This window comes from Costertonia aggregata (genome assembly GCF_013402795.1).
GTDB lineage: Bacteria > Bacteroidota > Bacteroidia > Flavobacteriales > Flavobacteriaceae > Costertonia > Costertonia aggregata.
The window spans coordinates 225,818-244,840 of sequence record NZ_CP058595.1 but is presented as its reverse complement, the minus strand read 5'-3'; the positions used below and the strand labels follow the sequence as shown (position 1 = coordinate 244,840).

Sequence of the window (19,023 nt, the reverse complement as noted above, 5' to 3'; positions counted from 1 at the left end):
GTTTATAAACCATGGGCCGCAGCCTCGGCACACCGCTCGCCATCCATCGCGGCAGAAACGATGCCACCTGCATAACCACCACCCTCGCCACATGGAAAAAGACCCTTGATTTGTGGGTGTTCCAATTGCTTATTTCTGGGAATGGTGACCGGTGATGAGGTTCTTGATTCAACCCCTACAATATTGGCTTCAGAAGTATAATAACCGTTCATTTTTTTACCGAATTCAGCAAACCCCTGTCGTAGTCGGCTACCTATTGATTTTGGTAATAAAGAGTGTAAGGGGGCGGCATTGAGTCCAGGCTGGTAAGAGGTAGTATTGAGATTGGTCGATAGTTTTCCTTCCACAAAATCTGTCAATCGTTGTGAGGGGGCCGTTTGGCTACGCCCACCGGAGGTAAAGGCCAATCGTTCCAAGTATTTTTGATATTCCAACCCTTTCAGCGCTCCAAACTTTTCATATTTTGAAATATCGCTCTCCACGTTTATCTCTACCACGATACCTGAATTCGCATATAGATTGTTTCGTTTGGAAGGCGACATGCCGTTTACGACTACCTCGCCGGGAGCGGTTGCAGCGGGAACGATAAATCCGCCGGGACACATACAAAACGAATAGACACCCCTGCCTTTTACTTGATGCACCAGGCTGTAGGCTGCCGCAGGAAGCAATTCGTTACGCTCGCCCTTGCAATGGTATTGAATGGAATCTATTATGTGCTGCGGATGCTCGACCCGTACCCCCATGGCGAAAGATTTGGCCTTTATATGAATGTTCTTTTTGTCCAATAGATAAAAAATATCTCTGGCTGAATGTCCGGTTGCAAGAATAACCCGTTTTACCGATATTTCGTTCGAATGGTTCAAAATAATGGATTTTAACCGATTGTTTTCTATGACAAAATCCGTCACTTTGGTGTTAAAATGAATCTCGCCACCAAACTTTATGATCGTTTCCCGAATATTTTGAACGATTTTGGGTAGTTTGTTCGTCCCTATGTGTGGATGTGCGTCTACCAAAATCTGTTCCGTCGCCCCGTGATGTACCAAACTTTCAAACACTCGTCGTACATCACCTCTTTTTAGACTACGTGTATATAGTTTTCCGTCTGAATAGGTTCCCGCACCGCCTTCGCCAAAGCAATAATTGGAATCTTCGTTTACGATATGGTCTTGGTTTATGGCCTTTAGGTCTCGACGTCTTTGCTGTACATTTTTACCACGTTCCAGAACAATGGGTCTATACCCTAGTTCCAAACAGCGTAATGCCGCCCACATGCCTGCCGGACCAAAACCTATGATGTGCACGGGTTTTGCACTGGAAACATCTTTATAATCAAAGGTATACGTGCTTTTAGGTGGTATGGGTTCATTGATATATACACTGAGCTTATAGCTAAAATAGATAGTAGGCTTGCGTGCGTCGATAGATTTACGAAGTACTTTCAGGTGAAAATCGGTTTCTGAAACCCCCAGGTGTTCGGCGACCTTCTTTATTAGGCTTCCGGATTGAGCTTCTTCTTTTAATGATAACCGAAGTTGAATATTCCTGATCATTGGACAAAATTACTGCAATTCAGTAGCCAAAATCAACAACTCGGTATTTCTTTTTTCAAATAGAGATGCATAAACTTCAATTTTACACTGTTGAATCTTAAAAATATATAAAATGAAAAATTTAGTGCTAGTAGTGTTTTTTCTATCAACCATTAGCATTTCGGCCCAAGACCAATACACCAAGGGTATGCAAAAAGCATTCGGTTTTTGGCAGGAAGGCAATCTGGCAGAGGCTGCCAATATGTTCGAGCGTATTTCCAATGCCGAGATGGATAATTGGCTGCCCTATTATTATGTGTCCTCTATAAATACTATATTATCTTTTGGTGAAAAGGACAAAGAAAAATTGACTCAGCAGTTAACAAAGGCTCAGGAATTTTTGGATGTTGCTAAGGGCATATCGCCCAATAATCCCGAAATATTGGTACAACAGGCCATGATACATACCGCATGGATAGCTTTTGACGGCGCGACATATGGCATGTCACTCTCTGGAAAAGTGGCCGCATTATACCAAAAAGCGTTGGAACTGGCGCCGGACAATCCCCGTGTTGTTTTTTCCAAAGCGGAATGGGATATGGGTTCTGCAAAATATTTTGGTCAGGATACCTCGCCCTATTGCAAGGATGTGGAACGTTCCTTGGAACTTTTTGCTACCTTTAAAGCAGCGTCTGATTTTCACCCTAATTGGGGCGAGGACAGGGCAAAAGAAATAGCTGAAAATTGTAATTAATGGGCAAGAATAGATTTTTTAAGGAGATTATCAAGGCCGTTTTGGTGGGTACATTGATTTTCTTTGGATTTGTAATCTATTACTATTTCGAAAACGGCACTACGTATAAGTATATCATCGGGGATATGTGGCGAGAGTATTATGAAAATATGATATTCTCGGTCATTCTTTATATGGTCAACGCTTTTTGGTTCTTTTACCTGGTAAGAAAATACAACTATTACATATACACATCAAGGCGAATGACCATTGCCGTAACGGGTAATATTGTGGTTTCATGCATAGGTGTCTTCGTCTCTAGGTTTATCATATTGGTAGGGTTTTATAATAGGTCCATAATCCAATTTTTATCCAATGAAAAATGGAGTTCCTATGTACAACCTATGATTATCGCTCTTGGGGTATCCCTTATTTTTTATGCCATTTGGTATTACAGGTATAGGCAAGAGAATAAAGTAAAAGAGCAAAAAGTAATCGCTAGTACGGCTTCGGCAAAATTTGATGCGCTTAAAAACCAATTAGACCCCCATTTTCTCTTTAATAGTCTAAACGTGCTTACGAGCCTCATCGAAGAAGACCCGTACCAGGCACAAAAATTCACTACCTCACTTTCCAAAGTATATAGATACGTATTGGAACAGAAGAATAAGGATTTGGTATCGGTAGACGAAGAACTGCAATTCGCAAGAACATATGTACGACTTTTAAAAATGCGTTTTGAGGATAGTATTGTCTTTGATATTCCTGATGCTTCAAAAAACCCTGATGCTAAAATTGTTCCCTTATCCCTTCAATTGTTGTTGGAGAATGCAGTGAAGCATAATATCGTTACCTCTAAGAAGCCTTTGCAAATAAAGGTTGAAGAAATTGATGATATGCTCGTTATCAGCAACAACATACAAGAGAAACAAGTCGTAAAAAAGAGTACGGGCGTGGGATTGCAAAATATTAAGCAGCGTTATGGCATTTTGACAAATAAAGAGGTACTGATAGAAAAGACCGCCTCACACTTTAATGTGTTTTTGCCCATGCTTTTCAAAAGAGTATCGGTAGTGGAGACGCAAGAATCTTACATTGAGGATAAGCGTTATGAAAAGGCAAAGGAACGGGTAGAGGCCATAAAGGGTTTTTATGGCAATTTGACGTCGTATTGCATCGTAATACCCATATTGGCATATATCAACTATCGTACAACCAGTTTTCCCTGGGCTATTTTTCCGGCTTTGGGTTGGGGCTTTGGACTTTTTGGGCATGGGTTACAAGCCTTTGGGTACAACCCCCTGTTTGGTAGAAAATGGGAGGAAAAAACAATAAAAAAATACATGGAGGACGAGAATTTTTAAGCTTTCATTTTTTTTAATGAGGTCAAAATAACAATTCATCCACGATAAATTACAATTGAGTATTTCATTTTTTAAATCAAGACTTTTCTTATTGAAATTTGATATATCAAAAAGAATAAAGGATTAATAAAAAAAGCATAAAATGGAAATTCAAGATTTAAGCAACAACAGAAAATATCAAAAAGCGAAAGAAAAAGTAGAGGCCATAAAAGGCTTTTATGGGAACCTACTGGCTTACTGCATCGTAATACCTATTTTGGCCCTAGTAAACTATGTCACAACCAATTTTCCATGGGTAATATTTCCCGCCCTGGGCTGGGGTTTTGGACTTGCCATGCACGGTTTTGGTGCATATGGGTACAGCCCTTTCTTTGGTAAGGCCTGGGAAGAGCGTAAAATAAAAGAGTTCATGCAAAAGTCGTAACCCCAAAACTAGAAATTATGGAGAACAAAGATCAAAATAATAAATACTTTAGGGCAAAAGAAAGGGTGGCCGACCTAAAAAAGTTTTATGGCAAAATAACCTCTGGTTTAATCGCCATAGGAATTACGGGTGGTATTAACTATTACCTTAATGAATGGGAATACCCATGGTTTTTATGGGTGGTTTTTGGGGTAAGCATAGGTTTGATTTTTAGGGCCATAAAGCTTTTTAGTTTAAACCCGTTCATGGGCAAGGATTGGGAAGAGCGCAAAATCAAGGAGTTTATGAAAAAAGACGAAAAACAAGAACGATGGAACTAGAAGAGACAAACAGAACGAACAAAATGTTGCGTGCCAAAAAACACGTTGATGAGCTAAAAGGGTTTTACATACACCTATTGGTATATATTTTGGTAAATATTTTCATCACCACCGTTACCGTTATTGCCAGAATCAATGGTGGTGAAAGTTTTGGGGAGGCTTTTTTTAGTTTTGCCTCTTTTTCAACCGCTATTTTTTGGGGTATTGGTCTCGCTTTTCATGCTGCTAAAGTATATAACTACAGTCCGTTTTTTAGTAAGGATTGGGAGAAGCGCCAAATACAGAAGTATATTGAGAAAGATAAAAAAGAATCAGAAAAGTATAGCCGATAACAAATGAAAAGTAAAAGATCTACAAAATATGAACGGGCCAAACTTAAGGTAACCAGAATAAGGGGTTTTTATAATCATTTGGCCGTATATATAGTCGTCAATATCGCATTACTCTTTCTTAGGAAGCAGGTAACCACAACCATATTGAGTGAAGAAGCTTTGGGAGACACTGGATTTGTGCACTGGTTAAATTGGAATATATTCGGCACACCCATCATATGGGGACTGTTTCTTTTGCTTCATGCTATAAAAGTATTTGAATGGACTCCGTTTTTTAACAGCAACTGGGAGGAACGTCAGATACAGAAACATATGAAAAACAATCAACTCTAAATTTCACATGTGCTAAGCATTGTACATACCACTAGATATAGAATTAAAGAAACAAACCCAACCAAGCATGAAAACCATAATTATAGAAGACGAAAAACCAGCCGCCAGAAGATTGAACAGAATGTTGAATGAGCTTGATGTAGAGGTGTCCACAATGCTGCATTCGGTTGAAGAAGCCGTGGATTGGTTTCAGAAAAATGAACATCCTGATTTGATTTTTTTGGACATTCAGCTTTCAGACGGACTTTCCTTTGAAATTTTTGACGTCATAGAGGTACATAGTGCCATTATTTTCACCACGGCCTTTGACGAATATGCCCTACAAGCCTTTAAGTTGAACAGTATCGATTATTTGTTAAAACCAATTGACGATGAAGAATTGGAAAGTGCGGTAAAAAAATATCGTGAAAGGTTTCAAACCGAACCAAAATCACAAAAATTGGCATTGGATTTTGAGGATATCAAAAAGTTGTTGACAAACCCTTTGGAGCGAGAATACAAAAAAAGGTTTACCGCAAAGGTAGGGCAGCACCTCAAGATCATAAACGCCGATGAGGTAGAGTGCTTTTACAGTGAAAATAAAGGAACCTATGCGGCCACTTTAGACGGTAGAAATTATCTGTTGGACACTACTTTGGAAAATTTGGAAAATGAGCTGGAGCCAAAAATGTTTTTTCGTACCAGCCGTAAATTTTACGTGAACATCAATCATATTAAAGATATCGTTTCCTACACGAATTCAAGGCTTCAAATTAAGCTAAATCGATTTTCTGAGCAAGAAATCATAGTAAGTAGGGAAAGAGTAAAAGATTTTAAGTTATGGTTAGAGTAAGTTTATATAAAAACCTGAATAGTAATATATTGACTACGACTATAGATTTTCCTTATACTGGCTTTTTACCGTTTTTTAGTCTTTATTTTCAATGCGATTGTCGTCAAAAGAAGATGGCAATAATTTAGGTATCAATTTAATAAAAATCGGTAACAAAACAGCACCTCCCGGTAAAATGAAAATTGCCAAAGAGGGTATGCTTTTGAAAATATCGACCAATTGGTTCTGCACTTTTTTTTTCTCTTCCTTGGTCAAATCACGTACTGTTGATTTAGATAAAAGGGATACTAATTCAGCGCTTTCCGAAAGTTCTTTTTGAAGCCTTTTACTGTTTCTTAAAATTAATTTGTTTACCACTTTTGACATGCTATCGTAAAACTGAACGGCCAAATTATTGTCTTTTAAAAATGGCATTTCCGTGGCATTCTTGTCAAAGAAAACAGTGATTTCTTCCAGAGACTTGGATATTTGGTGCTTATCAAAACCCAAGTCCTTTCCAATACCGAATATGAATTCAGACTCGGTGTATTCCAAAGAGTTGTCTTCCCATACGGTCAAACAGGCCATGTCCAATAGATACCTATTTTCCCAAACCGAAGTGTTTTGAAGTAGCTTTTCGCGATAGGAACCATCAAAATTTTGTGTGTCGGTATCGATGTATGTCAAAGAGGAAGCAAATAACTGTGCTAATTTCTCGTCATTCTTGTTCTTTTCCTTGGAATTTAAAGCATGATAGGTAATGTTGATCGCAAAATATTCCAGTTTTTGAGCGTGTAAGCGAATATATTTCGGCTTTTTAAGGTATCTCTTGAACAATAGTACATCAATAAAGAGCAAAGAATTGGTTATAATGCTATTAAAAGTTTTACTGATTACATTATCTTCTAGATACACTCTGGAATCGATCAACTTTTCCAACTGGTCAGAAGTTTTCTTGCCAGTGAATATCTTGGTTAAAAAGGATAGTTGATGGATATCCAAATCTTTATAGAACCCTAAAATTTTTTCCAGAAATACGGTAAATTCGGTTTCTTCTTCCTCGAACCTAAAGGTATAATACAATGCGGTCAACAAGTTGACCTTGGCTTTTTCATCTTCTGACAGCGCAAGTCTCGAATCAATAAAATCGGGTATCTTAATATTGATACCGTACACAAAACCAGTTTTTTTAAGCGTTTCGTACAGATCTTCAAAATCTTGGAAGCACTTTGGGCCATCTTTGGTCAAATGACCAAACTTATTTATCCAACCAGAGGCGGATGGGTTCATAGGTGGGTAATTTAAAAAATCGAAATTAATATAAATAATAAGAATTTTCTTCTCATACCTTCTTTTTAGAGCCGATTTGAATTTTGTTAACATATTTTTAACATTTAAAACAGAACCTGCCGATTTCAACTGCGTAAGTACAGTTGATTCTAATCTAAAAACAATCATATGAAAAGAACAAAAATTTATTTAGGACTGGTCTTCGCAGCAATAGCGGGTATTATCCTTGTGGCTGCGGACCATATAGATGCTCCCACCTCTAGGGGAACTTCCGCTGACGTGGCGGATTTCTATGCTTTTGAACCAACTTTGGGTTCGGACAATACCACCTTTGTAGTAGACTTACAATCCAATGTTTTACCAGATTTGGCCTACGGTACATTTGACGAAAACGTACTTACCGAAATCAATATCGATTTGGATGGGGATTTAGTCGAGGATGTTATTATACAAGCAATCCCAAGGAACGGGAGAATGTATTTTTTTGGCCCTGTGGCTCCCTCTCAAACAGGGTTGAACAGTCAAGTCATGGTAGGTTCACCTTTAGGTGACGTAGAGATTTCCGGTAGTACCGCTACCACCGAAACCACAAATTCTGGTGTTCAACTTTTTGCGGGCCCAAGACAGGATGCTTTCTTTTTTGATTTTTTTCAATTTAATGCGGTGATAGGCGGTATGGCACCGGGAGGCTTTAAAACCGCGGATGAAGCCGAGGATACTTTTGATGGTGCCAATACGATGTCGATCGCCGTTGAAATTCCCAATAGCATGTTGGGAACGCCAAATAGCCAAAACGCTTTAGGGGTCACTGTATACAAAACATGGGTAACCACTAACGTAAAACAATAATTTCTAAAAACAGAACTGTCATGAAACCATATAATTTTAAATACACACTTTTATTGCTTTGTACAATTGTTTTTGTAGTGGGATGCGAAAAGGATGATACGCCAAATACTATGATGCCAGAGGAAAACCTCGATTTTTCCGGAACATACACACAAGTTGATTTTATGGGTCGCCCTGGTATCAATACCGTGTTAAGTGCCGATGATGCCACAAAGGATATGCACAATGTTTCGATTCCATCAGAAATGGCGGCAGCTTTTCAGGCACCTTTTGAGGCAAGGTTGGAAGCATACCATGATGTTTATGCCAATTTACTGGGGCTTGATCCAATGGCCGTAAATTATGAGACCAATATTCTTGGATTAGACGCTGCGAGTTTAACAGGGTACTTGGCTGCTGATGTATTGGAAGTTGCTCCAAACGCACCCACAACGTATTTTGATCCGGGAACGGACAACGATATGGACGGAAGAATTCTGGTACCTGATGGTGATGAGGTGGCTCTTACGGGAAGAAAGTTGACCGACGATATTATCGATGTTTCTTTGATTCTTCTTTTTGGAGGGGCAGAAGGCAATCGCTTTAGTGGTCAAGATACCGATATGGATGGTACTGCCGATTTACCTAGACTTACATCAGACGGGGTAGGGTTAACGGCTACGATTTCAACAACATTCCCATATTTGGCAGCCCCTGAATAGTAGTTTCCAAAAAATATTTTAGCCCTCGGCAATGGGAAAATTGCTATGAAAAAGGGATAAGGGGGAGCGTTGTGCTCTCCCTTTTATTGATCAATACACCATTAAAATCACAAAATGATGAAATATACTTTGATATTATTATCTGCGCTCGTACTCTTTGGTTCTTGTGAGCAAGAATTCAAGAAGAAGGTCACCGATAAAAAAGATTATGATAAATTTTTGGATACAGAACCCATACAAACGACATCAAAGAATTTTGAGCTTTGGAACTCAAAAATACGTCAAGATAGCATGCAGCTTACCAGTTTTGGAGTGGTTGCGGGAGAATACCATAGATATTTTGAAGGTTCGGGAGATATTGCATACCTAAAAATGGCAGAACAGGCTTTAAAAAGGGCAGTGGACATTGCCGCAATAGGAAGGTCAGGTTATTATAGGGCTTTGGCCAGAAATTACATATCACAGCATAGGTTTAAAGAAGCTTTGGAATGGGCAAATGCTGCAAGAGCTATTGGCAGTGGTAAAAAAGGATCCCAAAATCTTTTGTTCGATGTGCATATGGAGTTGGGAAATTATACAAAAGCCCAAAAATATTTGGACAGTACTAAAAACATGTCAGATTTTGACTATTTGATAAGATTGGCAAAGTGGAACGACCATAAAGGCGATTTGGATACCACGATAAAACTTATGGAGAAGGCTACAAAAATTGCGGAAAATTCAAAAAATGAATCATTGTTGTTATGGTCATATACCAATTTAGGCGATTATTACGGTCATGCCGGTAGAATCAACGATTCGTATAGGCATTATTTAAAAGCATTGGGGCTAGATGCTAAAAATGGCTATGCAAAAAAAGGTATAGCATGGATTGTTTTTTCCCACGAGAAAAATCCGATTGAAGCTTTGCGTATCATGAATGCTGTTACCAAAACACATAAAACACCGGACTATTATCTTTTAAAATCGGAGATTGCGGCGTATATGAACAATGATACTGAACGTCTTTTCAATTTGGACATGTACTACAAATTAGTTGATGATGCCCGGTATGGTAGCATGTACAACATGTACAATATTTCTCTTCTTTTGGATGATACAAGGCTGTACACCAAAGCTCTGGAGCTTTCAAGAAAAGAAGTGAACAATAGGTCTACGCCGGAGGCCTATAGCTATCTTGCATACAGTTATTTTAAAAATGGAAATATAAAAGATGCTAAAAAAATAGTGGATGAACATATTGCCGGCCAGACCTTTGAACCGGGTATCTTACTTCAAATCGCTCAAATATATAAAGCCTCGGGAGAGAAAAGCAAAGTTCAGGAAATCAAAAAAGAGTTGCAGGGGGCCGTTTATGAATTGGGACCGTCTAGCAAAGAAATTATTAGGATTCTCTAGGTTCTTCATATTAATGGAGTGGATCATCGTATCATGTTTAGTTGGTAAACCCTATCGTTAGGCAGATTATAGGTTGTTTTACTAATCTTAAAGCCATAGGATTATAAATCATGGCTTTACGTATTTTCATTTTTTATGATATTTATTTGTAAGAAATTAGTTACTTTTTATATATTAGTTCTTTGGATGTTTATTAAAAGTATAATCGGGGATTCCCATATGAAGTAGAGTCTTTATGGAAATAAATTATATACTTTTTGCAATTTGGGCGGTAGTGATGGTTGTTTTAATATTCAAGCTATTGAAAGCTAGGTGGGATTTACATAAATCAATGAAGTCTAAAGGTGACAAATCCCACTCATGTTAATTTCCTCAGGAGTACGGGAATTAAGAGCAAATCAAAAATGAGGGCCGTTAATAGTGTTATGCTTATTAAGAGCCCTATCGTTACACTTGGTTTATGTACCGAAAACAGTAGTACCAAAAAGCCAAAGAACAATAACAGCGTAGTAATTACCAAAGCTCTCCCGGTTTTTTTGAAAGTTTCTTCCAAAGCCTTTTCCCGGGTCACCCCATTACCGATATGTATTTTATAATTGCTTAAAAAATGAATGGTATCATCAACCGCTATACCAAAAACTATGGCAAAAACTACTGAAATTGATGCCTCTAACGGAATTTGCAAAAAGCCCAATAGGGCTGCGGCAAACAATAAAGGTACTATGTTGGGCAGTATGGATATGAATAATAATTTTAAATTTCTGAAGAGAAACACCATCAATATTCCTATTATGATGGTAGCCAGTATGAGCCCCTCTATCAGACTATCCCTTATATAAAATGCGTTTTTATCCAGCAAAAGACCTTTACCGGTCAATTTGAAATCAACTATTGCTGTATTAGTGTTGGTAGCTATAAATTCATTAAGATTTTTATAGACGGTCGCGAGACTATCTGTACCAATATCCAATACAGAAGTTTTAATGCGTGCTTTGGTTTTAGTGTTATTTATATATTTGGCCAATCTTTTTCGTGCCAGTTTTTTTATTTCGGTATTGTATGTGTCGAAAGTCGTCCGGGTCTTCGGTAGCGTAAAGTAAGCCACTTTGTTCAAATTATTGGCCATGTGCAATGATTTGTAGAACAATGTGACGGAACGTACATTTTGAATGGCATCTATTTTGTCAAGTTCTTTTTCTATTTTATCGATTTCCCTAACGACCTCAAAATCGGTAACCTTATGGTTTTCCTTTGTGATGACCGCAATTTCCAAAGGCCTAAAACCAGCATATTTTTTTTGAAAAAAGTCAAAATCGCTTGCTATTTTGCTCCCCTCGGGTAAACTTTCCTTAAACTGATAGTTTGTATTTACCTGAAATGCGCCCCAAATGCAGATACCTATGAAAATTGCACTGCCGATCAGTATAAGTTTTGGCCTTAGCATCGTAAAACGATTGACCGAAAGTAAATATGCATCCCATTTTTTTAGGTCTCTTTTTTTAGATAGCAGATATTGCTTTTTTGTTGTGAGCAATAGCGAAGTGGTCAAAACAATGACCGTACCATAGGCGACAAGTACCCCTAATGCCGAATTTACCCCAAAATCGGCAATACTGCTGGATTTTGATGTGAGCAAGGATGCAAAACCTACGGCGGTGGTGACCGATGTCAACAACGTGGATGCTCCTACGGTCCTTAGCGTATTTATCATTGCATTTGTCTTGGTGTCACCGCTTATCAGTTTTCCCAAATAATGGTCCATAATATGCACAACGTCCGATGTACCAACTATTAACATCAAAATTGGATAAAATGCGGCCATGGCGTTGAGCTCTTTCCCCAAAACCGAAAGCAATCCCAAAAAGAGCAAAAGTGCCACGATAATAGACGATGTGGCTATAAGAACAACAATAGGTTTTCTATAGATAAAAATGAGTATCAAAATAACCAATAAGGATGAGGCGATTGAAGTTGTGATAAGCTCCTGTTTCTGCATTTGTACCAAAGCTTCATAAAAATAAGTCCTGCCCAAAAGGTGGTAATCGTTCAGATGATTGTTGTCCAAACTTTTCCTAAGGGCGCCCAGTAATTCCACTGACTGGGCATAGTCCAGAGCATCATCGGTTTCCAATGCCAATACCAAAGAAGTTGCCTCGCTATCTATGAGTGTGTTCAAGAACAGGCCATCCTCCCTTATTTTCGCCCAATCCGTTTTATAGCGACTTACATCGTTTATGTGTATAACAGGAAGTTTTGTATAGCCAAAAGAGGTTTTGAGCGGGTAGGAAAGTGTTGTCAAAGATTGGCTATCGCTTACAAAAGGTATCTTTTTGGCATCTAGCGATAGCTGGTGGAATCTCTTCAGAAAATCTTTCTCAAAGACCGATGAATCGCTTACCACGGCAATCAACAAAAAATTATCATCGGTGCCGAACTCTTTACTAAATTCTTGATAGAAAAGTAAATCTTCATCCCCCTCTGGAAAAAACTGGCTAAAATCAAACGAAAATTTCAATTGGTGCAGCGCAAAGGCGGAAAGAATCCCCAATATCAAAAAAATACAAATACCTATTTTTCCAAAACCTAAGAATCTGTTCATAAAAGGGAATGTAAATTGATAATCTATTTTAGATATATGCCTAAAAATTTACGCTATCGAAAAAACTATGTTAACTTGTGCATGTTGGTGTTAACAAAGATACGTACCACTTATACTTTATGGCATATAAAATACCGAAACTACTTTATGCAATCATATATTTTATATCGCTCTCGGCGATATCGCAAAAACAGCCCCAAGACTCGACAAAAAATTTAAAACTGTCCGCTTTTCCCGTTGCTTTTTACACACCTGAGACACAATTTGGATTTGGCGGTGTAGGTATTGCCACGTTTAGGTTGAAGAACGAGACTTTGCAGACCAGACCATCTTCTTTTCAATTGGCGTTTAGTTACACTACCCGTAATCAGATTTTGGTTTTTGCACCTTTTGAAGTGTACAAAGATGATGAACGATGGCGTTTTTTGGGTGAATTGGGCTTTTATAAATTCATTTATAATTTTTATGGTCTTGGCACTGATTCTAAATTGGAAGACGAGGAGTTTTACGAAGTTACTTTCCCCAGGGTACGTTTGTCAGCTTTGCGCGAAATTTACCCAAATATCTCGGTCGGGGCCACTTATTCGTTAGATTCATATAGCGATCTAAGTATTGAGGAAGGTGGTATTTTAGAGGCGACCGATGTTCCTGGAAAACGTGATGGAACTATATCCAACATTGGCTTCACGGCTTTATATGATTCACGGGACGATATCTTTTTCCCGACCAAAGGTTTTTTTATTCAAACCAATTACGCGGTTTCCTCCAAGTTGCTGGGTGCTACCTTTGCCTATTCCAAATTTGAGTTGGATAATCGCTTTTACCAAAAAGTAGGCAAAAACCAAGTAGTTGCGGCCAACCTGTTTTTGGCCAATAGCAGTGAGAATACCCCTTTTTACGACCTGTATTATTTAGGTACGAATAGGACTAGGGGTTTTAACAATAGACGATTTCAGGATAATGCCGAGTTGAGTTTTGCATTGGAGTACCGTTTTCCGATAGCGGGCAGGTTCGGCGCGGCGGCTTTTGGTTCAACGGGCACGGTCGCCCCTAACCTGGGTCAAACATTTTCCTCTGCCTATAAAAATTCAGGTGGTATTGGTTTAAGGTACATTATAAACAAAAGGGACGGTGTTCGTCTGCGCGTTGATTATGGCGTATCTGGCGAGGGAAGTAATTTTTATTTCACCATAAAAGAAGCTTTTTGAAGAAAGCCTATAAGTCTATCCAATTATCAAGCTCTAACGTCCAGTCGTAGTTTTTATAAGTGATATCTATTTTTTTAGTGGTAGGTATAATGTCAAATTCCTTTAAAATATCCTTTACTCCGCTTTTACATCCAAAATCGCCCCTAAACCAATTAAACAGTGAGGTAACGGCGACCTCTCGGGTACCGGCATTATATTCCGATGTTTTTTGTAAATACAAATCGGTGCCTTTGTTCAATTGTTCCTCCAAGCGTTCTGGCTCGTAAATGGCCACAGGTGGGCAATCTTTGGCACCGCAGTTCAACGCAAAATGAATGCGATAGTCGCGTTTGTCGACACGCAGTTTTCGTTCAAACTTGTTGGGGAACCATTTTCGTATTAACCCAAGTCCTAAAGGCCATTGCGATTTACGAATGATACCATGCTCTATTTTTGAAAATGCGACCATTCTACCGGCAATGGGTATTTGCTCTCTCTCGAAAAAGGTTCGCCTATCATCGTACAGTTCGGGATTTTTTGCGAGAATCACTTGTATGTAGGCATTGTATATATTTATCCAAAAGGCCAGTTTTTCATCATCTGTACGTAAACTGTTCTCTAAGGTTTCAAGGGTCGTGCCGGCCAGGGTTTCCCGTATCTGCTCGGTACTTTTTTCTTCTTTGATGTTTTTTATAAACTCTTCGGATAGTCTATTAAAATCTATTTTTTTTTGGGCGGTGGCAATTGTACTGGATAACAGGATTATAAAAACGGACAGCGAGATACATTTTAAGGAAAATTCTTTCATTGGTTTTGTTTAAGAGTCGTAATATTGTTACTTACGTAAAAAACAATTTATGGTTTGGTCGTAAATGGAATAAAACCTTTCGGGCAAATTTACGTAGATAGATGATATAGGAGTGGATGTAATCTACACATAATATATATTGCTACTAAAAACTTTGGATTTTTTTATGATAACCATCATCATACCTGCGCACAACGAGAGAGAAAATTTGCTAAAACTTGTGCACTATATTGATAATCCGGTCGTTGCAAGTAATGCCGAGGTGATCATATCGATTTCTTGTGATACGACCGATGGTTCGGAAAATATAAAAGTCCCACCCTATATAAAACTTATCAAATGTGATGGTAGAGGTAGGGCGACCCAGATGAATAGGGCGGCAGGTATGGCCAAAGGTAACGTACTTGTTTTTTTGCATGCCGATGTACAACCTCCAAAATCGTTTCTGTTGGACATTGAAAAAACTATGGATGGCGGATTTGAAGCCGGGTTTTTCTCATATCGATTTGATAAAGAAAGCTTTTTCCTAAAAATAAATGCTTCCTTTACCGCCAAAGATGGAATTTTTACAGGAGGGGGCGATCAATGCCTTTTTATTCAAAAAACACTTTTTGAAGCATTGGGAAAGTTTGACGAAAACCAGGTGGTAATGGAAGACTTTGAATTTTTTCAACGAATGAAAAAAAATCGTATTAAATACAAAATCATAAAGAACGACTTAGTTGTATCCGCTCGAAAATATGAAAACAACTCTTACATACGGGTAAACCTCTCTAACCTCCTTTTGGTGGTTCTCTTTAAAATGGGATATCCTGCACGTAAATTGAAATCATTGCACGATTGTTTGATTCGTACACCGTATCGGAATAATACACAACCGTCTTAATGGGAAAAGTCATTAATGGTATTCAGCAAATAGGTATAGGTGTTGCCCATGCCAAAGAAGTCTTTAATTGGTACCGAAAACATTTGGGTTTTGATATACTGGTGTTCGAGGACGAATCCAAGGCCGATTTAATGACGCGGTATACTGCTGGGAATATTGAGGATAGGTATGCTATTTTGGCCATGAACATGGTTGGTGGTGGTGGGTTGGAAATATGGCAATTCAAGAGCAGAACCCCGCAAGCTTCTAAAAATGAATTTCAGTTGGGCGATTTAGGTATCAACGTAATGAAGTTACGTACCAAGAATTTGGGAAAAACCCATGAAAGATTCAAAAGAATATCGCTTGGCAATTTAACCGAGGTTTATTTTGATTCCTATTTTTTCTTCACAGATCCTTGGGGCAATTGGGTACAGATAGTACAGGATGATTACTGTTTTTTTAGTTCAAAGTCTAGTTCCGGTGGCGTTTTAGGAGCTATTATCGGTGTCTCTGATATAGGCGATTCCTTGTCATTTTATCAAAAGGTCCTAGGCTATACTGTTATTGTGTCCGATACGACCGATACATTTACGGAATTTTCAAAAATCTCAGGTGGTCACAGACCCTTTAGAAAGGTGGTGTTAACACATGAAAATAGAAAATTTGGTGGCTTTGGCGAGTTGTACGGACCTTCACAGATTGAGCTGGTCCAAGTTTTGGAAAGAAGTCCCAACACCATATACGAAAATCGCCTATGGGGCGATTTGGGATATATCCATTTATGTTTTGACATCAGTGGTTTAAATGCCCTAAAAGATGAAACGGATAAATTGGGGTATCACTTTAAGGTAGATAGTGCCGATAGTTTTGATATGGGCGATGCGGCGGGTCGTTTTGCCTATATGGAAGACCCCGACGGTACTTTGATAGAGCTGGTCGAAACCCATAAGGTTCCCATTTTTAAAAGACTCGGAATCCATATCAATCTAAAAAAAAGAAACCCTTTTAAACCTTTGCCAAAATGGGTGGTAGGGGCTTTGCGAATGCATAGGCGCACGGTAGATATATAATCGTATGTCACCGTTGTTCATTTTAATGTTATTCTGGCAATTGGAGTATATTTTTTGGTTGAAATAAATAAAAATCCGCATCGGAGAATAAGAACTTAAGGTAAAAAATGCTCTGGCTAGTTCTGTAGAGTTGAAATCCGTTTTTTGTTCTTTAAAATCACATGAATTGGCATATCACTACTACATTGTTTGATGATATATTCGATTTTGAATTTTGTACCAGTTCAACTGACTAGAAGAATAACAACTCATGTAAACGTATATTGGATAAGCTTTCAACGGCCTACGATGTTGGCGCAAAACACAGCTATTCATCCCATAGCTGATATTTGCTCAAAAAGGACAATAGCTTTTTCTCAAGGTTATTCAGCTTTTTCGATTATGAAGAAACGGCTCCCAAAGTATACAATTGCTCTAAATTGGGAGATTCGCTACCCCCTGCAGGCTCTAACGTAATACCAAAAGCTTCGGATTGGTTGGGATTGTTCAATGCGAAAATTCTGTTTTCGTCCTCGGTAAAGTCGTCTAAAAGGCCAATGCTGGTTGGTGTAAGCGGATTAAGTTGTAATGACCAAACCTGATACACCATGCCTTGCGGGGGTTCGGGAAGCCCTTGGGCGTCAATGAGCAGTTTTTGCTCTTTGTTGTTCCAGTAGGCTTTTGCGTATGATGCTGGGGAGACCGCTTGCCCTTCTAGGGGAACAACGGTAATATTTTTATTTCTAATGGTGGCGAGCAATGCTTTTGATTTTTCCAAAGAAACTTTTGAATCCATGATTTCCTGCTCCAAAGCTTTGTTCTGTTTTTCAATACTTAGCATGTTGGATTTTAATTCTTGGTTTTGCATATACATCCAAAAAAGACCAACGGCCAGCAATACCGATGCGGCCCAACCCACGTACCAAGACCAATTGATGTCTTTTTTCTTCAGTGGGACTACTTTGGTCTCTTCTTCTAGGGCTATTTTATCCTTCACGATATCAAATCCGTGTGGTAATCCTGGTGAGGCCTTTTCGGATAATTTAAGGATAGATGCTTCTATTGCCTCGATTTCTTTAAGGATTTCGGGATGTTTTTGGGCATACTCGTATACTTCCAGATTTTCTTTATCTGAAAGTGTACCGGCTACGTATAGCTCTAATATTCCTGACGCTATGTAAGTTTTACTATCCATATCATAGCTTCATATTTTCCCTTAATTGGGAAATACAGCTTCTGTTCCTGGTTTTTACGGTACCTATCGGAATTTCAAGCTCCTCGGCAACTTCCTTTTGGGTATACCCCTTAAAATAAATTAGATCTATGATTTGAATACATTTTTCCTTAAGGTTTTTTACCAATTTTTTTAGTCCGGCGGCATCAAAATTTCTAGGTTCATCTTCACTACTTTCCACGATACCTACGAAATGATCTGTAGAAAGGTTCTTCTTTTCGTTTTTATACGACCTAGAACGTATTTTATCGATAGCGGCATTGCGGGCTATGTTCAATACCCAAGTAAAAAAGCGTCCCTTAGAGGGGTTATACGTTTCCGCATTGTTCCAAATCTTGACAAAAACATCTTGACATATTTCCTGTGCCAATACATCGTTCTTTACTATGGTATTGATTGCTCCACATATATTTTCGGCGTACATGGCATGTAACCGTTCAAATGCGGCCATGTCTTTTTTCCGAAAATTTTTTACCAATACCTCTAGTTGCATAAACGCAGTAGTTAGCGTACCGTGAAAATAAAAAAAAGCCGCTGGTAAAACGGCTTTTTTTTGGAATCAATTCTATTTTTATTGGATAATGCCCGTACAGCTTACCCTTTTACCGGCCGCACCGCTGGGTTGTGATGTGTAGTCATCTACACCTTCGTGTACGATTACGGCTTTACCCACAATGTTTTTGCTCTCATCCTCACACCCGATGCACCATTCATCCGTAGCGAACTCAATGGTGGCATTACCGTCTGCATCTGCTGGAAAATTTCCGATATCGCCTTTATGATAGCCTTCTTCTGCTCCCCATTTACCGTGCGGTTGAGCTGTTGGGTTCCAGTGGCCTCCTGTAGATTTCCCGTCGGCGGAAGAGCAGTCCGCTTTTTCGTGTATGTGTATGGCGTGTTCGCCCTCTGTTAATCCGGATAAGGAGGCCATCATCATTACCTTGCCGTCTTCTTCTTTGAAAGTTACCTCACCGGTTACCTTACTATCGCTTTTCGGCTGCATGGTAAATTTGATGGTCTCGGCCATTACCTCTTCTTTTGTCTCTTTAGCAGTTTCCTCTATTTCCTCTTTGGCTTCCTCTGCTTCTTTTTTCACTTCTTTACAGCTGAATGAAGCGGTCAGTATCAAACCAAGTGCCAGTGTTTGTATTCTTTTCATTTTGATTTTTGTTTTTTAGTTATTTTCTA

20 protein-coding genes are annotated in these 19,023 nt (G+C 38.8%); 13 read left to right on the top strand and 7 right to left on the bottom strand.

Annotated elements, in window-relative coordinates; genetic code table 11:
• Positions 1–2: 2 nt before the first annotated feature.
• Entirely contained in the window at positions 3–1,556 is a 1,554-nt protein-coding gene (locus tag HYG79_RS01160) for an NAD(P)/FAD-dependent oxidoreductase (protein ID WP_179240351.1), read from the bottom strand.
• A 112-nt stretch (positions 1,557–1,668) separates the two neighbouring features.
• Between HYG79_RS01160 and HYG79_RS01155 the strand changes: the two genes are divergently transcribed.
• From HYG79_RS01155 to HYG79_RS01125, 7 genes are all read left to right on the top strand, one after another.
• Entirely contained in the window at positions 1,669–2,289 is a 621-nt protein-coding gene (locus tag HYG79_RS01155; protein WP_179240350.1) for a tetratricopeptide repeat protein, read from the top strand.
• Positions 2,289–3,632 carry a 2TM domain-containing protein gene (locus HYG79_RS01150; RefSeq protein WP_179240349.1) on the top strand — a complete coding sequence of 448 codons (1,344 nt, stop codon included), beginning with the start codon at positions 2,289–2,291 and terminating at the stop codon, positions 3,630–3,632. The genes HYG79_RS01155 and HYG79_RS01150 overlap by 1 nt, the downstream gene beginning before the upstream one ends.
• A 142-nt stretch (positions 3,633–3,774) precedes the next feature.
• Positions 3,775–4,056 (top strand): 2TM domain-containing protein, encoded by a 282-nt coding sequence (locus HYG79_RS01145; RefSeq protein WP_179240348.1) that lies wholly within the window; start codon positions 3,775–3,777, stop codon positions 4,054–4,056.
• A 17-nt stretch (positions 4,057–4,073) separates the two neighbouring features.
• Entirely contained in the window at positions 4,074–4,376 is a 303-nt protein-coding gene (locus HYG79_RS01140) for a 2TM domain-containing protein (RefSeq protein ID WP_179240347.1), read from the top strand.
• On the top strand, positions 4,367–4,708 hold the full coding sequence (locus HYG79_RS01135; RefSeq protein WP_179240346.1) for a 2TM domain-containing protein: 342 nt from the start codon (positions 4,367–4,369) through the stop codon (positions 4,706–4,708). Before HYG79_RS01140 ends, HYG79_RS01135 begins: the two co-directional genes overlap by 10 nt.
• Before the next feature lie 3 nt (positions 4,709–4,711).
• Positions 4,712–5,041, top strand: a complete 330-nt coding sequence (locus HYG79_RS01130; protein WP_179240345.1) for a 2TM domain-containing protein — start codon at positions 4,712–4,714, stop codon at positions 5,039–5,041.
• A gap of 67 nt (positions 5,042–5,108) precedes the next feature.
• Positions 5,109–5,873, top strand: coding sequence for a LytR/AlgR family response regulator transcription factor (locus tag HYG79_RS01125; RefSeq protein ID WP_179240344.1), 765 nt, complete (start codon positions 5,109–5,111; stop codon positions 5,871–5,873).
• A gap of 75 nt (positions 5,874–5,948) precedes the next feature.
• Here the strand turns inward: HYG79_RS01125 and HYG79_RS01120 are convergent, their stop codons facing one another.
• Complete coding sequence (locus tag HYG79_RS01120) at positions 5,949–7,142, bottom strand: LETM1-related biofilm-associated protein (protein ID WP_179240343.1); 1,194 nt, start codon at positions 7,140–7,142, stop codon at positions 5,949–5,951.
• 168 nt (positions 7,143–7,310) lie between these two features.
• On the opposite strand from HYG79_RS01120, the gene HYG79_RS18125 reads away from it, so the two are divergent.
• From HYG79_RS18125 to HYG79_RS01105, 3 genes are all read left to right on the top strand, one after another.
• Complete coding sequence (locus tag HYG79_RS18125) at positions 7,311–7,991, top strand: DUF4331 family protein (protein WP_179240342.1); 681 nt, start codon at positions 7,311–7,313, stop codon at positions 7,989–7,991.
• A gap of 20 nt (positions 7,992–8,011) precedes the next feature.
• Positions 8,012–8,692: a DUF4331 family protein gene (locus HYG79_RS18120; RefSeq protein WP_179240341.1), complete on the top strand. Its 681-nt coding sequence runs from the start codon at positions 8,012–8,014 to the stop codon at positions 8,690–8,692.
• A gap of 114 nt (positions 8,693–8,806) precedes the next feature.
• On the top strand, positions 8,807–10,090 hold the full coding sequence (locus HYG79_RS01105) for a tetratricopeptide repeat protein (protein WP_228027908.1): 1,284 nt from the start codon (positions 8,807–8,809) through the stop codon (positions 10,088–10,090).
• Between the two features lie 358 nt (positions 10,091–10,448).
• Here the strand turns inward: HYG79_RS01105 and HYG79_RS01100 are convergent, their stop codons facing one another.
• On the bottom strand, positions 10,449–12,689 hold the full coding sequence (locus HYG79_RS01100; protein ID WP_179240340.1) for an efflux RND transporter permease subunit: 2,241 nt from the start codon (positions 12,687–12,689) through the stop codon (positions 10,449–10,451).
• 119 nt (positions 12,690–12,808) lie between these two features.
• Between HYG79_RS01100 and HYG79_RS01095 the strand changes: the two genes are divergently transcribed.
• Complete coding sequence (locus tag HYG79_RS01095; protein WP_179240339.1) at positions 12,809–13,897, top strand: BamA/TamA family outer membrane protein; 1,089 nt, start codon at positions 12,809–12,811, stop codon at positions 13,895–13,897.
• 7 nt (positions 13,898–13,904) lie between these two features.
• Here HYG79_RS01095 and HYG79_RS01090 read toward each other — a convergent pair whose 3' ends face one another.
• On the bottom strand, positions 13,905–14,684 hold the full coding sequence (locus HYG79_RS01090; protein WP_179240338.1) for a DUF547 domain-containing protein: 780 nt from the start codon (positions 14,682–14,684) through the stop codon (positions 13,905–13,907).
• A 166-nt stretch (positions 14,685–14,850) separates the two neighbouring features.
• On the opposite strand from HYG79_RS01090, the gene HYG79_RS01085 reads away from it, so the two are divergent.
• The gene (locus HYG79_RS01085) at positions 14,851–15,570 is read left to right on the top strand and encodes a glycosyltransferase (RefSeq protein WP_179240337.1); all 720 of its coding nucleotides are present in this window, start codon (positions 14,851–14,853) and stop codon (positions 15,568–15,570) included.
• Positions 15,570–16,622, top strand: a complete 1,053-nt coding sequence (locus tag HYG79_RS01080) for a VOC family protein (RefSeq protein ID WP_179240336.1) — start codon at positions 15,570–15,572, stop codon at positions 16,620–16,622. Before HYG79_RS01085 ends, HYG79_RS01080 begins: the two co-directional genes overlap by 1 nt.
• A 379-nt stretch (positions 16,623–17,001) precedes the next feature.
• Here the strand turns inward: HYG79_RS01080 and HYG79_RS01075 are convergent, their stop codons facing one another.
• The 3 genes from HYG79_RS01075 to HYG79_RS01065 all read right to left on the bottom strand — a co-directional run bounded on the left by HYG79_RS01075 (position 17,002) and on the right by HYG79_RS01065 (position 18,994).
• Positions 17,002–17,796 carry an anti-sigma factor gene (locus tag HYG79_RS01075; RefSeq protein ID WP_179240335.1) on the bottom strand — a complete coding sequence of 265 codons (795 nt, stop codon included), beginning with the start codon at positions 17,794–17,796 and terminating at the stop codon, positions 17,002–17,004.
• A gap of 1 nt (position 17,797) precedes the next feature.
• Positions 17,798–18,328, bottom strand: a complete 531-nt coding sequence (locus HYG79_RS01070) for an RNA polymerase sigma factor (RefSeq protein WP_179240334.1) — start codon at positions 18,326–18,328, stop codon at positions 17,798–17,800.
• A 78-nt stretch (positions 18,329–18,406) separates the two neighbouring features.
• Positions 18,407–18,994: a superoxide dismutase family protein gene (locus HYG79_RS01065; protein ID WP_179240333.1), complete on the bottom strand. Its 588-nt coding sequence runs from the start codon at positions 18,992–18,994 to the stop codon at positions 18,407–18,409.
• Between the last annotated feature and the right edge of the window lie 29 nt (positions 18,995–19,023).